The sequence below is a fragment of the Zongyangia hominis genome (assembly GCF_014385095.1).
Taxonomy (GTDB): Bacteria; Bacillota; Clostridia; order Oscillospirales; family Ruminococcaceae; genus Zongyangia; species Zongyangia hominis.
In genome coordinates this window covers 94,732-110,638 of sequence record NZ_JACRTC010000006.1, presented here as the reverse complement: position 1 = coordinate 110,638, position 15,907 = coordinate 94,732, and the positions used below count along the sequence as shown (strand labels likewise).

The 15,907-nt window shown below is 56.9% G+C and carries 13 protein-coding genes; 11 read left to right on the top strand and 2 right to left on the bottom strand.

Annotated features, from left to right (window positions below):
* Positions 1-41: 41 nt before the first annotated feature.
* Both H8709_RS09325 and H8709_RS09320 read left to right on the top strand, forming a co-directional pair.
* Positions 42-2,150, top strand: a complete 2,109-nt coding sequence (locus tag H8709_RS09325) for an elongation factor G (protein WP_392391675.1) — start codon at positions 42-44, stop codon at positions 2,148-2,150.
* Positions 2,151-2,341: 191 nt separating this feature from the next.
* A complete protein-coding gene (locus H8709_RS09320; protein WP_262398107.1) occupies positions 2,342-3,127 on the top strand; it encodes a putative ABC transporter permease in 786 nt (261 codons plus the stop codon).
* A gap of 28 nt (positions 3,128-3,155) precedes the next feature.
* Here the strand turns inward: H8709_RS09320 and H8709_RS09315 are convergent, their stop codons facing one another.
* Both H8709_RS09315 and H8709_RS09310 read right to left on the bottom strand, forming a co-directional pair.
* Positions 3,156-4,655 carry a tetratricopeptide repeat protein gene (locus H8709_RS09315; protein WP_262398106.1) on the bottom strand — a complete coding sequence of 500 codons (1,500 nt, stop codon included), beginning with the start codon at positions 4,653-4,655 and terminating at the stop codon, positions 3,156-3,158.
* Between the two features lie 247 nt (positions 4,656-4,902).
* On the bottom strand, positions 4,903-5,406 hold the full coding sequence (locus H8709_RS09310; RefSeq protein ID WP_262398105.1) for a DUF4830 domain-containing protein: 504 nt from the start codon (positions 5,404-5,406) through the stop codon (positions 4,903-4,905).
* Between the two features lie 380 nt (positions 5,407-5,786).
* Here H8709_RS09310 and H8709_RS09305 point away from each other — a divergent pair, with 380 nt between their 5' ends.
* The 9 genes from H8709_RS09305 (at position 5,787) to lysS (ending at position 15,627) form a co-directional block, all read left to right on the top strand.
* The gene (locus H8709_RS09305; RefSeq protein WP_262398104.1) at positions 5,787-6,503 is read left to right on the top strand and encodes a pseudouridine synthase; all 717 of its coding nucleotides are present in this window, start codon (positions 5,787-5,789) and stop codon (positions 6,501-6,503) included.
* 317 nt (positions 6,504-6,820) lie between these two features.
* Complete coding sequence (locus H8709_RS09300) at positions 6,821-7,906, top strand: PucR family transcriptional regulator (RefSeq protein WP_262398103.1); 1,086 nt, start codon at positions 6,821-6,823, stop codon at positions 7,904-7,906.
* 222 nt (positions 7,907-8,128) lie between these two features.
* Entirely contained in the window at positions 8,129-8,818 is a 690-nt protein-coding gene (ftsE, locus tag H8709_RS09295) for a cell division ATP-binding protein FtsE (RefSeq protein WP_262398102.1), read from the top strand.
* Positions 8,805-9,716, top strand: coding sequence for a permease-like cell division protein FtsX (gene ftsX / locus H8709_RS09290; protein WP_262398101.1), 912 nt, complete (start codon positions 8,805-8,807; stop codon positions 9,714-9,716). The genes ftsE and ftsX overlap by 14 nt, the downstream gene beginning before the upstream one ends.
* 35 nt (positions 9,717-9,751) lie before the next feature.
* Positions 9,752-11,053, top strand: a complete 1,302-nt coding sequence (locus H8709_RS09285; RefSeq protein ID WP_262398100.1) for a murein hydrolase activator EnvC family protein — start codon at positions 9,752-9,754, stop codon at positions 11,051-11,053.
* A 24-nt stretch (positions 11,054-11,077) separates the two neighbouring features.
* A complete protein-coding gene (locus H8709_RS09280) occupies positions 11,078-12,391 on the top strand; it encodes a S41 family peptidase (protein WP_262398099.1) in 1,314 nt (437 codons plus the stop codon).
* Between the two features lie 62 nt (positions 12,392-12,453).
* Positions 12,454-13,404, top strand: a complete 951-nt coding sequence (locus H8709_RS09275; RefSeq protein WP_262398098.1) for a hypothetical protein — start codon at positions 12,454-12,456, stop codon at positions 13,402-13,404.
* A gap of 78 nt (positions 13,405-13,482) precedes the next feature.
* Positions 13,483-13,962: a transcription elongation factor GreA gene (gene greA / locus H8709_RS09270; RefSeq protein ID WP_262398097.1), complete on the top strand. Its 480-nt coding sequence runs from the start codon at positions 13,483-13,485 to the stop codon at positions 13,960-13,962.
* Positions 13,963-14,088: 126 nt separating this feature from the next.
* Positions 14,089-15,627, top strand: a complete 1,539-nt coding sequence (lysS, locus tag H8709_RS09265) for a lysine--tRNA ligase (RefSeq protein ID WP_392391674.1) — start codon at positions 14,089-14,091, stop codon at positions 15,625-15,627.
* Positions 15,628-15,907: the final 280 nt, after the last annotated feature.

Here is a 15,907-nt window from a genome sequence, read left to right as displayed (position 1 = left end):
GCCGCTCTTGTGCGTATGGCTTTTGAATCAGAGCTTTGCCCATGAAACAGAGCAAAAGTGGAAAGGAGAGATTCACATTGAAACAGTATACTGCTGACAGGATCAAAAACGTCGCCTTCGCGGGCCACGGCAGCGCGGGAAAATCTTCGCTGGCTGAGGCGCTTCTCTTTCAGGCGGGCGTGACCGACCGTCTGGGAAAGATTGAGGACGGCAACACCATTTCCGACTTTGATCCTGAGGAGATCAAAAGAAAGGCTTCCGTATCCACCTCGATTCTGCCCGTAGAGCATGAGGGCTATAAAATCAATATCATCGACACTCCGGGACTGTTCGACTTTGCCGGCGGCTTCTACGAGGGCGTGCGCGCCGCGGAGAGCGTCGTCATCGCCATTTCGGGAAAATCCGGCGTGGCTGTTGGCTCGGAAAAAGCCTATAAATTGGCATCAGAGCAAAATAAATCCACCATGTTCTTCGTCAGTAAGCTGGATCGGGAGAGCGCGGACTTCTACAAGGTCCTCGAAGAGCTCAAGGCCTCCTTCGGCCCCGCCGTCTGTCCGGTGGTGGTCCCCTATGTCCGCAACCAGAAGGTCCTTTGCTATGTGAACCTCATCGACATGAAAGCCTATGAATACGAGGGCGGGAAATCCAAAGAGATTCCCATGCCGGAAATCGGTCACCGGTTGGAGGGACTCATCGCGGCCATCTCCGAAGCGGTGGCGGAAACCGACGAAGCGCTCTTTGAAAAATACTTTTCCGGCGAGCAGTTTAGCCCCGAAGAGATGCGGGAGGGCATTGCCCAAGGCGTCAAAGCGGGCACGATTGCGCCGGTATACTGCGGCTCCAGCTTGACCATGGAGGGCATCGACCTGATGCTCGACGGCATGGCGGAACTGCTCCCCAGCGCCAAAGAGAAGGCGGGGGAAATCGCCGTGGACAAAGACGACGAGCCGGTGGAAATCGAGTGCGATGAAAACGCGCCGCTGGCGGCCTACGTCTTTAAAACCGTGGCCGATCCCTTCGTCGGAAAGCTTTCCTACTTCAAGGTGGTGTCCGGCAAGCTGACCGCGGAGGTCACCCCGGTCAACGCCCGCACTGGACAGCCCGAGCGTCTGGGCAAGATGCTCGTCGTCCGCGGCAAGAAGCAGGAGGAGGCCAAATACATAGCCGCCGGCGATATCGGCGCCGTCACCAAACTGGGAGAAGCCAAAACCGGGGACTCCCTGTGCGACCCCAAGCGGGTGGTCTCCTTTGAGAAGACTCAGTTCCCGCTGCCCACCCTGGCCATGGCCATCAAAGCCAAAGCCAAGGGCGACGAGGGCAAGATTGCCCAGGGCATCGCCAGGCTGATGGAGGAGGATCCCACCATCGCCTTCGAACAGAATAACGAAACCCACCAGCAGGTGCTCACCGGTTTGGGCGAGCAGCACCTGGATGTCATTATCTCCAAACTCAAGTCCAAATTCGGCGTGGAGGCGGGCTTAGTCCGTCCCCGGGTCGCCTACCGCGAGACCATCCGCAAGAAGGTCAAGGTGGAAGGCAAGCACAAGAAGCAGACCGGCGGCCACGGCCAGTACGGCCATGTCTGGATCGGCTTTGAGCCCTATGACGGCGAGGACCTCCTCTTTGAAGAGAAGGTGTTCGGCGGCTCGGTGCCCAAGGGCTTCTTCCCGGCGGTGGAAAAGGGCCTGCGGGACTGCATCAAGAAGGGCACCGTGGCCGGGTATCCCATGGTTGGACTCAAAGCCACCCTCTTGGACGGCTCCTACCACCCGGTGGACTCCTCGGAAATGGCCTTTAAAATGGCGGCCACGCTGGCCTACAAAGCGGGCATCCCCCAGGCGAGCCCCGTCATTCTGGAACCCATCGGCACCCTCAAGGCGCTGGTCCCCGACACCAACACCGGCGATATCATCGGCGAACTCAACAAGCGCCGGGGCCGGGTGCTGGGCATGAACCCCATGGGAGACGGTATGCAGGAAGTGGAGGCCGAGGTCCCCATGTCCGAGATGTTCGACTTCACCACCATTCTGCGCTCCATGACCCAGGGCAGAGGCAGTTACACCCTGACCTTTGCGCGGTATGAGCAGCTCCCGGGCAATCTGGAAGCGGCCGTCATCGAGGAAGCAAAAGCCAGCGAGGAAGCGGAATAAATTGCAAAAAGACAAAGCGGGACGCGAAAGCGTCCCGCTTTTTTGTAATATCTTCAAAAAAGACGACGGGAAGTCCCCGTAAAGAGGGCCTTTTCGCTATTGACAGAAAATCGTAGAAAAAACTTAATAATTTTCTTTGGCCGGTTATGCTATAATACTTAAGGATGCGAAGGATAGGGAGGGCTGACAACTTGATCAAAGAAAAGACACAGGGGGAAGTATCCTCTCAGGGCAGCCAGCTCTTGGAGGAGCGTCCCTTTGCTTATGGCATGCATATCTATAAATTTGTCTGGATTTTCCTCATCGGCTGTGTGGCGGGCTACGTGGTGGAGATGCTCTGGGGCTATGTGCAGATGGGCCATTTCGAGAGCCGCCAGGGCTTAATCTACGGCCCGTTTAGCCCCGTGTATGGGTTTGGCGCCGTGCTCTTCACCCTGCTCATGTGGTGGCTGCGCAAGGCAAGCGGCGTGACCATCTTCGTCATTAGCGCCGTAGGCGGCGCCCTGTTTGAATTTTTCTGCTCCTTTTTCCAGGAGGTCGTGTTCGGCACCCTGTCCTGGGAGTACAGTCACTCCCCGTTTAACCTGGCGGGGCGCACTAATCTCAAATACGCGGTCTATTGGGGCATCTTGGGCTTTGTATTCATCCGGCACACCCTGCCCTGGGTCAGCCGGCAGATCGAGAAGATTCCCAAGAAGGTGGGGGTGCCGCTGACCAATGTGGTCATCGTCCTGTTGGCGCTGGACATTCTCCTCTCGGCGGCCGCCGTCAAGCAGTGGTCCAACCGGCAGCAGCATGCGGCCGAGTCCGGGGTCATCTCCACCTTTTTGGATACCCATTACCCCGACGAGCGGATGGAAAAGATTTATCCCAACATGAAGCTGGCCGAAGACCATCGGGAAGAGAGTGAAAAAAAGAAGGCGGAATCCGAATCGAAGGAATCTGCGTCCCATGCACAAACAAAAGGGAACGACTGAAAGTCGTTCTCTTTTTTGACGGCATTTTTTATTGTTGGGAGTAGCCTAAGAAGAGGCTGGCGTGGGCGAGAGTGTCGTTACGAAAATAAAATTTGACTGCCTTGCCGTTTTCCGGGAGATAGACCAGCGTGTCATACTCCTCCTCCGTGGCCGCCGTCTCGGGGGTGCCCAGGGCGCTGAGCGTATCGTTGTAGGTAGCGCCTTTGCCAATGCCCAGGACGTTAAACGGGACGTCTTTATCGAAGTTGGCGGCCATGGTGACGATCTTGCCGTCCTGGGTGGTAACGGAGAGCCCGTCGTAGGTGTAGGTGGTAACCACAATTTCCGTTTCGTTGCCCTCGGCGTCGGGGTAGGTCTGGGTGACGCTTTCCTTGTCCTTGGGCTGTCCCAGCTGACTCTCATAGCTTGCGAAATCTCCGAACAGGATGTCGCTGAGATCGATGGCCGCGGGCTCGGCGGGCGGCGGCGTGGTCTCGGGGGGCGCGGTGGTCGTGGTTTCCGGCGGCGCAGAGGAGCCCGCCGGTGCGGCGGGCTCCATTCCCAGTTCTGCCAGTGCCTTTTTGATCCGCTCGTCCTGGGTTTTGGCGTAGCCCGCCTGGAGCAGCTCCACGGCCTTTTCCTTTTCCGTCATGTTGACATAACAGTCGGCCAGGTTGAGGATGGCGGCCACATTTTCCGGCTCCTTTTTGAGCACCTTGAGGAATTTTTCCGAGGCGGCCTTGTATTCCCCTTTGGCCATGAGCTGGACGGCCTGGTCGTAGAGCTCCTCCGGAGTGGCGCTGTTTTGTATCCAGAGATAGGCGCCAAAGCCGACCACTGCCAGCGCCAGCACGCACAGCAGCGCTATGAGCCCCGTGCGGCGCTTCTTTTTGGGAGAGCGCTGTTGGCTTAAAGCGCGCCCCTTTTTCCCGCCGGATGACGTCCGGGGCGCGGTACCGGCGCTTGTCCGGCGGGCGGGCGCTTTGCGGGAAGCTCCCGGCTCCACCGTTGCGTCATAGTCCACATAGGGGCTTACAAAGGCGTCCAGATCGTCCTCGTCAAAGGAGGGGGCGGGACGGGAAGGCGGGGTGAAGGAAAAGTCCTCCCTTTCGTCTAAGAAGGAGCGGTAGGACTTGGGTGAGGGGCTCGCAAAGCTGTCAAATCCCTCTTCGACGGAGGCTCCGTTGTCCTTGGGCCGGGATGAATCCGCGTCAAAGGAGAATCCCGCCGGTTTGCCGGCGTCAGGGACATGGAACCCGCCAAAACCGTCTCCGGCATCCTTGGGCCGGGATGGATCGGCGTCAAAAGAGAAGCCCGCCTGCTTTCCGGTTTGCGGGGTATCGAAGCCGTCAAAGCCATGGGGGGCGGCGTCCCGCCGTCGGGGCGTGTCCGCGTCGAAGGCAAAGCCCTCCGGTTGGGAGGCGCTTTCCCGTCCCGGGGAGGGGGAGGACGCGTCCACCCGAGCGGCCCGGACGACCTTGGCGCCGCATTCGCTGCAAAAAGCCGCCGTTTCCGGTAGCTTGGCGCCGCAATTGCTGCAATATGGCATGAGAATTCCTCCGTTTTTTTGATTGATGCGCTGTGCCGTGATGGAATAACGCAAAGTACCGATGATCCGGTGCCTTCCGCATTCGGCGGAGCACAGGCTTTCTTTACTAGTTATTATATCGGATACCGGCGGGATATTCTACTGCCAAACAGTAAACAAAGGCGAATTTTTCACAGAAAACGCGAAAAAGGGAGAGGGACTTGGGGCGTGCGCCCCGGTCTCTCTCCCTTTGACGATAGGAGGAACGTCAGGAAATGGTGTCGGGACTAAATCCATGCATGAAGCCGTCGAGCTCCAAGCTGCAAATGTCACCGGCGATGATTTTGTCTTTATAGACCACCAGGTTCGCGCGCACGCCCTCTTTGACGTTGGGGTAGTTGGTCACCGTGTAACTGTAGCGCTTGGCGGTCTTGCCTTTGAATTTTTCCAGGTCCAACCCTTGTTTTTTCTGGATGGCGTTATAGTTTTGATAGGTGTCGTTAAACTCGGCCGGGATGACGAATTCCACGATCTCCGCGGGGTCGCTTTCCACCTGCCAGCCGAAGTGGCCGAGGAAATCGAGCCGCTCCTCGTTGGTGGCGCCTTTAAAGGTGATGGCGCCCGCTTTTGACGAACTGGAATTTTGACTTGACATGGCTTGCATCCCCCTGTTGGCTGATAGGGCCCAAATGCCCAGACAGACCACGGCCAGCACAATGCAGAGCAGACCGATCAGTTTCTTTTTACTGGTTTTAATGGACTTGACAAACATGGTTCTCCCCCATCCTCTCCGATTGTTTTCGCCGGGCCGGACCGCCGCCAGCCGTTTTAAACTATCCCATATATATGCGGGGAAACGAGCCTATATGCGTGGGAAAAATCGGGTGTAGGAATGCGGGGGACGGATATGGTATAATTGGGGTATCGGCCGAGAGCGGCGGGAGTCCGGGACGTTTGGGCGCGGGAGCGTCCCGCAGGCGTAGTCCGGGATGTTTGGGCGCGGGAGTATCCCACAGGCGGAGTCCTGGAAGGTTTGGACCCGGGAACGTCCCCGGGCGAGTGCGCGCGGGGCCCTGAGCGGCGGTAAAGGGCCGGGAAGATGGCGCTTTTGTGCGGTGAAACGGCCGCATCAAAAAAGAAGGGGGCAAAGCGATGGAGAGGCTCGACAAGGTGCTGGCGAATATGGGCGCGGGCTCCCGCAAGGAGGTCAAGGCCCTCATCCGGCAGGGAAGGGTCCGGGTGGACGGCGCGGTCGTCTCTTCCGGTGAAACGAAGGTGGACCCGGAAGAAAGCCGCATCGAGGTGGACGGCGCGCCGGTGCGCTACCAAAGGCATGTGTATCTGATGATGAATAAACCTTTGGGGGTCATCTCCGCCAGCAGCGATCCCAAGGAGAAGACGGTGGTGGACCTGGTGCCCGAGCGCTGGCGCCACTGGGATCTCTTTCCGGCGGGGCGGCTGGACAAGGACACGGAGGGCTTTGTGCTCCTCACCGACGACGGGGCGTTTGCCCACGACATCCTCTCCCCCCGCAAGCACATCCCCAAGACCTATGTAGCCAAGGTGGACATTCCCCTGGACGAGCGGGCGGTCAAGGCCTTCGCTTCGGGCATGGACATCGGCGCGGGGCAAATCTGCCAGAGCGCCGAACTTATTTTGCGGGAAACGGAGGGCGGGCAGGAGTGCGTGGTGGTCCTCAAAGAGGGGATGTATCACCAGATCAAGCGGATGTTCGGCGCTCTGGGCGGGAAGGTCCTCTCCCTCAAACGGGTGCGGATGGGCGACCTTCCGCTGGACGAAAGCTTGGCGCCGGGGGAGTGCCGGGAGCTGACAAAAGAGGAGCTGGCACGGGTCCAGTGCCGGGGCTAAATTCTTTGTGCAAATTGTCGGAGGAATGGAAAAAAACCCAGAAATTGACGGGGAAGGTCTGGAAATACGAGGGTTTCTTCATGTTTCGTTCATAAAATCTCAAAATTCGTGGGTTAAAATAAGCCCTGTATTGCGCCAAAGTTGACTGTTTGATAAAAAAACAGGGGTTTTACACAACTTTTATTCATCAATATGTTGCAAATTGTATTTTTTTTGTGTAAAATATATAACAGCAGTTTCGTACATTTTACATAAATCGCACCGCAGTGCTTTTTCCAGATACAGATACAATTTGTTGAAGAAGGGGAATCAAGGTTATGTCGAACAGATTATTCCAAGGCGTAGTACATCAAATGCGCGATACCCTCGACCGTGTGATCGGCGTGGTGGACGACACGGCCACCATTATTTCATGTAGTGACCTGACCAGAATCGGCGAGACCAGCGAATATATCTCACTGGACCTGGTGGAGTCCAACGACCTGTTTGTGCGCGACGGCTACACCTATAAGCCGTTTGGCACCAGAATTAAACCCGATTACGCCGTCTTCGTGGAAGGAACCGACGATATGGCGGCCAAATTCGCCGGGGTGCTGGCGGTATCGCTGGCCAGCATCAAGCAGTATTACGACGAAAAGTACGACCGCAACAACTTCATCAAAAACGTCATTCTGGACAATATCCTGCCCGGCGACATCTATGTCAAAGCCAGGGAGCTGCACTTTAACACCGACATTAACCGTGTGGTGCTGCTCATCCGCATCGTCTCCTCCAACGACATTTCCGCCTTCGACGTGATTCAGAACCTCTTCCCGGACAAGCAGAAGGATTTTGTCTTCAACATCAGCGAATCGGACATCGTGCTGGTCAAGGAGATCAAGCCCGGCATCGAGTCCAAAGATCTGGAAAAACTGGCCCGCTCCATTGTGGATACCCTGGGTAGCGAATTCTACACCCGGGTGGTGGTGGGCATCGGCACTTCGGTGGCCGGCATCAAAGACCTGGCCCGCTCCTTTAAGGAAGCCCAGGTGGCGCTGGAAGTGGGGAAGGTGTTCGACACCGAGAAGTCCATTGTCAGCTACGACAATCTTGGCATCGCCCGGCTGATCTATCAGCTGCCCACGACGTTGTGCGAGATGTTTTTGCGGGAAGTGTTTAAAAAGGGTTCCATCGAAAGTCTGGATCATGAGACCCTCTTTACCATCCAGAAGTTCTTTGAAAACAATTTGAACGTCTCCGAAACCTCCCGCAAGCTCTTTGTCCACCGGAACACCCTGGTCTACCGGCTGGAAAAGATCAAAAAGCTGACGGGCCTGGATCTGAGAGAATTTGACCACGCCATCATCTTCAAGGTGGCGCTGATGGTGAAAAAATATCTGACAGCGAATCCTGTAAAATATTAATGACAGTCCATACGGGATGCACGCCCCCTGGGGCTGTGTGATGAAAATGCGCCTTATGGCGCATTTTTGGCTATCGTCCCGCGCGGGGCGGCAGATACCCCACCGGTCAGACAGGGGATGCCGCGGAAAAACCGGCGGAACGAGAGCGGGCGGGTTCCTTTTTAGGCGGCCGTCTGCGTGAAACAAAGGAAGAGAATCTTCCTGCCAAGAGGCGGTGCAAAAGTGATCAGTTTCAGCAATGTGTCCAAGGAGTACCCCAACGGCACCCATGCGCTCAAGGACGTCAACCTATTTATTGATAAAGGGGAGTTCGTCTTTGTGGTGGGAGCTTCCGGCGCGGGAAAAAGCACGCTGGTCAAGCTCATTACCCGGGAGGAAAAGCCCACGTCGGGGAAAGTCATGGTCAACGGCTATGACCTGGGCGCCCTCAAACGCCGTCAGATCCCCAAATTCCGGCGGACCGTGGGGATGGTATTCCAGGACTTCCGGCTCATCCCCAATATGAATGTTTACGACAACGTGGCGTTTGCCCTTCGCGTGACCAACGTCTCCTTCCGGGACATCCGCCGCCGGGTTCCCTACATATTAGGCTTAGTAGGGCTGGCCTCCAAGGCGCGGAGCATGCCCGACCAGCTTTCGGGCGGCGAGCAGCAGCGGGTGGCGCTAGCGAGAGCGCTGGTTAACAACCCTTCCCTGATTATCGCCGACGAGCCCACCGGCAACATCGACCCAGAGCTGTCCTTTGAAATTGTGGACCTGTTAAACGAGATCAATCGCTGCGGGACTACCGTCATCATGGTGACCCACGAACACGATCTGGTGGCTAAATTTAACCGTCGGGTGATCACGCTGGACAGCGGCGTCATCGCTTCCGACCGCAACGATTGGAGGTCCTCTGATGAAAGCGAGTAGTTTCCGTTATCTTCTCAAGGAGGGATTCCGGGGATTTTGGGTCAACCGTCTCATGTCTCTGGCGTCCATCGGCGTCCTGGTCGCCTGTATGCTCCTCATCGGCGCCGCGGTGCTTGCCTCCATCAACATCAATTCCATGGTCGGCTATGTAGAGGACCAAAACGAGATGGTGGTCTTTGTCAAGGAGGACGTCAGCGACAGCGAAGTCAAAGAGGTGGAAAAGGCCTTAAACCAGGTGGACAACCTGTCCGAAGTGGTGTTTGTCTCCAAAGAAGCAGCCCTGGAAGAAACGCTCAAAAGCGTGGGCGAGCAGGACGAGTTCTTTGAAGATCTCAAGGACCAAAACCCCATGCCCTTCTCCTTCAAGGTCAAGGTGCAGGACCTGGAAAGACTCAGCGAAACCCAGCGGGAGGTGGAGCAGGTCGCGGGGGTGGACTACGCCCGGGCTCCCACCGAGATTGCCGGGACGCTGACCACCATCGAGCGCATCGTCTATGTGGCGGGGGTCGCCATTGTGGGGATCCTGCTGGTCGTTTCCATGATCATCATTTCCAACACCATCAAGATCACCGTCTTTAACCGAAGAAAAGAAATCAACATCATGAAATATGTGGGCGCCACCGACGGTTTCATCCGGATGCCGTTCCTCGTCGAGGGCATCATCCTGGGGCTCATCTCCGCGATTCTCAGCTTCTTCCTATTGTGGGGAGGCTATACGCTGCTCATCAATTACATCGGCTCCGCCCCGCTTTCCTCCCAGTGGATTCGGGAGGTCTTCATGAGCGTGGTGCCCTTCACCACCGTGGCCAAGGAACTGGCCATCGGCTTCGGCGTGGGCGGCGTGGGACTGGGCGCCTTGGGCAGCCTCATCTTTGTCAGAAAATATTTGAAGGTATAATATACGAAACATTCTGTGTGAGGAGGGTGATTCGGATGCGAAAACATCACAAGCGCACCTATAAGCTGATGGCGGTGCTCCTTTGCCTGAGCATCCTGTTTGCGTCTGGCAGCGCCTACGCGGCGGAGGAAGACGCTAAGGACAAGACCGACGGTTCCAGCCAGACCCAGACCGAGTCGGAAAAGGAAACACCCAAGGTGGACCAGGGCCGGATCGACGAACTACAGGACCAGCTCAACGATTTGAAGGCCAAGCAGGACGCTTTGCAGCAGGAAATCGACAATGCAAAGACCGAGCGGGACAAAAAGCTGGCGGAGAAAAAGCAGCTGGACAGCCAGATCAGCCTCATTCGCCAGGAGATTTCCGTGCTTTCCGAAAAAATCGGCGCGCTGGAAGATAAAATCACAGCCACCGAGGAGAATATTACCGTCACCCAGGAAAACATCAACCGCAAGGAAGAGAACATATCGCAAAACTACGAGCTATTTAAACAGCGCCTCAAAGCCATGTACATGCGGGGCGAGGCAAGTTCCCTCGGCCTCATTCTGGGGGCCGACAGCTTCTATGACTTCCTCACCAAGTCCGAGGTGGTCAAGCGCATCACCGAGCAGGACAAGGAGCTCATCGAGAACTTAAAGACCGACAAGGCGGAGCTGGAAGAGGACAAGGCGTCCTTAGAGAAGGACATGGAGTCTCTGGACGCGGCCAAGAGCGAGGTCGAATCGGACAAGGCGGATCTCAGCGCCAAGAAGAAGGACCTGGACAATAAGGTGGCCCAGACCCAGAAGGAAATCGACTACATTAGCCAGCTGGAGCAGCAGTATCTGGACAACCAGGCCACCATCAAAAAGCAGATGGACGCCGCTTCCGCGGAGATTTCCCAGATCATTCAAAACGCGCAGAATAACGGTTCCGGCCAGGGCGGGGAATTTGTCGGCGGCGAATTTAGGTGGCCGCTGCCGGGATTTAGCAACATCACCTCCTATTACGGTTGGCGCTTTAACCACACCGACTTCCACACCGGCATCGATATCTCCGGCGGCGGCGTGTACGGCGCACCCATTGTGGCGGCCAACGACGGCACCGTCATCAAGGCAAACCTCACCTATGTGGACGGCGTGGGCTACGGCAAGTATGTCCTCATCGACCACGGCGGCGGGTACAGCACCCTCTACGCCCACACCAGCTCCATCGCTGTGTCGGAGGGACAGAAGGTCAGCCGGGGCGACACCATCGCCTATGTGGGCTCCACCGGTTGGTCCACCGGCGCCCACCTCCACTTCGAAATCCGCGTAGGCGGATCCCATACCAATCCGCTGCCCTATCTTCAGGGATAACAGGCGGGTATAAGGAGTAGATTCATGAGTAAAAAGATATCCCTGGGCGCGGCGATCACCTTCATGATCATCACCGCGGCCGTCACCTTCTGCATCGCCATGGTCTTTTCCATGAACAACTTCAACGAAAAGGTCCACAACGTCAAAGAGCGGGAGGCCATGTACGAAAAGATCGCCGAGGTGGACCGCATTGTGCGGCAGAATTACAGCGGTGACATCGATGAGACCCAGCTCACCGACGCTTTGGCCAAAAGCTACATCGAAGGCGTGGGCGACAAATACGGCACCTATCTCAGCGCCAAGGAATACAAGGCCCTCAAGGAGTCTTTGGAGGGCAAGCGCGTGGACGTGGGCGCGGTGTTTGAAATTAACAACGGCTACCTGCGGGTGACACAGGTCTACGACGACTCCCCGGCCCAGAGCGCGGGGCTTAAGGTGGGGGACATCGTCGTCAAAATCGACGACACCGACCTGACCATGAATAATATCAGCGACGCGGCGGAGCTCATCAAGGGCGACGCCGGTACCACGGTAACTTTGGTGGTGCGCCGGGATAACACTGACGAGCCGCTGGAAATGACCCGGCGCAGCGTGGAGATACCCACCGTGGAGTCCAGGCTCATCGGGGACAAGGGCTATATCCGCATCACCACTTTTAACGACGTCACCCCCGATCAGTTTGACCGCGCCCTGAACAGTATGCTCAACGGCGGCGCCAAGAGCCTCATCTTCGACGTGCGGGATAACGGCGGCGGCACCATCGACGCGGCTGCCAAAATGCTCGACCGGCTGCTGCCGGAGGGCCCCATCGTTTCGGCTGTCTATAAAAACGGCAAGACCGAGGTCCTGGCCACCTCCGACCGCATTTCCATCGACAGTGTGCCCATGGTGGTCCTCACCAATGAGAAAACCGCCAGTGCGGCGGAGCTCTTTGCCCAGGCCCTTAAAGATTATAGTGTGGCCAAAGTGGTGGGCACCACCACCTTCGGCAAGGGCAAGATGCAACAGCTTTTCACCCTCAACGACGGCTCCGCCATCAACTTAACGGTGGCCGATTTCCTGCCCCCGGTCAGCGGCAGCTTCGATGGGGTAGGCGTCAAACCCGACTACGAGGTGGCGCTCAAACTGGAGCAGGGCCAGTCCTTCACCGATCTCGAGGAGGGGGAGGACAGCCAGCTCATCCGGGCCATCGCCCTGCTTGAAAGCATGGCCCAAAATCAAGGCATCGATGAGATCATACCGCCCGCAACGCAGCAGGATGATTCCTCATCCCAGAGTGAATCCTCCAGCGAATCGTCTTCGCAAAGCGAATCCTCCTCCGAAGACCAGGCGGCATAAAAGGAAACACGCCAAGACCTGATGAAAATCAGGTCTTTTTTCCTTCTTTTCCCCATAGGATAGTGGTGCAAACGCTCCAAAGCACCCTGGGACAGGCAGGGCGGGGAAGAAGGAAGGTGGACGTGATCTTTGTGGTGCTGACGGCTCAGCGCCCTGAGGAAAGGGCGCGCTTTTCATGGCGCCGTCTCTTTGAGAGGAAACAGGCGCAAATAGAATATGTAAAACGGGATAGAATAAGGTTTGCGGTCATCACTTGGTCGGGCAGCCTTTCCGATATGGACTGGGAGGAGATCGCCGAAATGGCGGGCCGGGCGGGCCGGATGCTGGTGCTCCCTCGCCAGATCACGCCGCCCGAGGAGCTGGGGCTTTCCCGGCTGCCGGTGTGGGAGTATGCCGACCAGGTGGCCCGTCAGTTTGTCCTGCAGACCATCCAGCAGTCGCCCCTGCCCCTTTACCGCAAATCCATCGGCGTGGTGGATCTGCGGGGGAGCGCGGTTCCCTTTGTCCGGCAGGCCATCCGGTACGCCTCGGTGGTGCGGGTCGTCACCCGCAACCAGGCCATGTACGATGGGGTGGCGGAGGAGATGATGGAAACCTACGGCGCTTCGGTCCTCGTCTCTCAAAACCAGGACGACGCCTACCGCTGCGCCATCGTCTATGCTCCCCACGGGCTCACCGACCGGCATAGCGCGGAAATTTCACCGCCCATCGTCACGGTGGACCGGGTGGAGGTAGCGGGACACGCAAGGGTCATTAACGGTTTTCATCAGCAAATACCCGAGGACATCCTGGCCCTCAAGCCGCCCATGATCGCCGACGGGGACTTTTTGGCGGCGCTGTGGCAGATGTGCGGGCAGCGGGAACTTTCCACCCTCCCCATCGACCGTTGCAGGGTGGGAGACAACGACGTTTCCCTTGGGGATGTCAGTATGTATCTGGCAAAAATGGAAGAGAAGGAAAGACAGGGGGACACGGCCCTCCGCCGGGCGGAGGAAAGTACTGTCAGGGCTTGACAGAGCACGTTTGTTCCCCTATAATACAAATATTGTCGTGGTCTGAGGAAAGGCCAGACAACGAAAGGAAGATGCACTGTGGCGGCACAAAAACAAATGGTATTGACTGATGAGGGACTCAAAAAGCTGGAAAACGAGCTGGAAGAGCTCAAAACGGTCAAACGGAAAGATATAGCGGAAAAGATCAAAGTGGCCCTCTCCTTCGGCGACCTGTCCGAGAACAGCGAGTACGATGAGGCGAAGAACGAGCAGGCGTTTGTGGAGGCGAGAATCGCCCAGTTGGAGGCCATGCTCAAAAACGTCAAGGTCTTGGATGAGGAAGAGCTGACCAATGAACATGTGGGCATCGGTTCCAAGGTAAAGGCCATGGATTTGGAATATAATGAAGAAGTCGTTTACCAGATTGTCGGCTCCACCGAGTCCGATCCGGTGGCGGGCAGAATCTCCGACGAATCCCCAGTGGGCCAGGCGCTGCTGGGACGCAAGGTAGGCGACATCGTCGAGGTGGAGGCGCCTGTGGGACTGCTCAAGTTTGAGATTTTGGAGATCACCAAATAATCCATCATCAAATGAACAGAATCTTTTAGATGCGAGCTTTCTCCCGCGTCCCGGCTGGGGTGCAGAGGGCTCGTTTCTATCTATTTACAGCGTCAAACCGAATGGAAAGGAACGGGGGAGCAGAAGATGCAGGAAAACAAAAACGTGCAAAATGATGCTTCCAGGGAACAGAGCCTGGAAGAGATGTCCGAAATTTTGCGGGTGCGCCGCGAAAAGCTGGAGGAATTAAAATCCACCGGCAAGAATCCGTTTACCATCACGACCTATGAACGCACCACAACCGCCAAGGAAATTGTGGACAACTTCGAGACCATGGAGGGTCAAGAGGTTGCCATTGCCGGACGGATGATGAGCTGCCGCAAGATGGGCAAGGCCAGCTTCCTCGACGTGCGGGACGCCTCGGGAAGAATCCAGATCTATGCCCGGCTCGACGGCGTGGGCGAGGAAAACTATAAGGAATTTAAAAAGTGGGACATCGGCGACATCATCGGCGTGGAGGGAACGGCGTTCCGCACCCAGAAGGGTGAAATTTCGGTCAAAGCAAGCGCCCTCAAGCTCCTCTCCAAGTCCCTGCAGCCTCTGCCGGAAAAATGGCACGGCCTCAAGGACACCGAGCTGCGCTACCGTCAGCGCTATGTGGATCTGATCGTCAACCCCGACGTCAAGGATACCTTCGTCAAGCGCTCCATGATCATCCGGGAGATCAGAAACTATCTGGACAGCCGCGGCTATCTGGAGGTGGAGACCCCCGTTTTGCACACCCAGGCCGGCGGCGCTTCCGCCCGTCCCTTCATCACCCATCATAACGCCCTGGACATCGACATGTACCTGCGCATCGCCCTGGAACTGCACCTGAAGCGGCTCATCGTGGGCGGCTTTGACAAGGTCTACGAGATCGGCAGGGTCTTCCGCAACGAGGGCATCGACGTGCGCCACAACCCGGAGTTCACCCTGTTGGAGCTCTATGAGGCCTACACCGATTACCACGGCATGATGGACCTGTGCGAGAACCTCATCCGCCATGTGGCTAAGGCGGTGCTGGGCTCGGCGCAAATTTGTTACAACGGCATCGAAATCGACTTGGAGAAGCCCTTTGAGCGTCTTTCCATGGTGGACGCGGTCAAGAAATACGCGGACGTGGACTTTTCCACCGTCAAGACCCTGGAAGAAGCCAGGGCCCTTGCCAAAGAGCACCATGTGGAGTACGAGGAACACCACCTCAAAGGCGACATCCTCAACCTCTTCTTCGAGCAGTTTGTGGAAGAGAAGCTCGTACAGCCCACCTTCCTGATGGACCACCCGGTGGAGATCTCTCCCCTTGCCAAGAGAAAGCCGGAGGACCCCGATTACACCGAGCGCTTTGAACTGTTCATCGTCGGCCGGGAGCACGCCAACGCGTTCTCCGAGCTTAACGACCCCATCGATCAGCGCTCCCGCTTCGAGCGCCAGGCCCAGTTGAAGGCGGCCGGCGACGAGGAAGCCTGCGACATCGACAACGACTTCATCAACGCCCTGGAATACGGCATGCCTCCCACCGGCGGCATCGGCATCGGCATCGACCGGCTCATCATGCTGCTCACCGACAGCTATTCCATCCGCGACGTGCTGCTCTTCCCGACCATGAAACCGCTGCGTCAGGCGGGCAAAGAGGAAGACGAGGAATAAAAATGCAACAAAAAGCAGGGAATCCATCCGATTCCCTGCTTTTTTCTACGCGAGTGCGTTCTTCGTATTGACAGGGTTTCCCTGGTGATATAGAATAAGAAAAAGAAGATTTTTTTGTTTAGTTTGCAGTACGACAAAGCAATCTATTGCCTTAGGTCCCGCCAGATTGGCGGAGCTCATACGCCTTGAAACCGGTCCCGTGAGGCCGGTAAGGTATGGAAGGAAGGAGTGCCGGGGAAGGTCCCCACGCTCACCATCGACATTGTTCACCATACCGCGG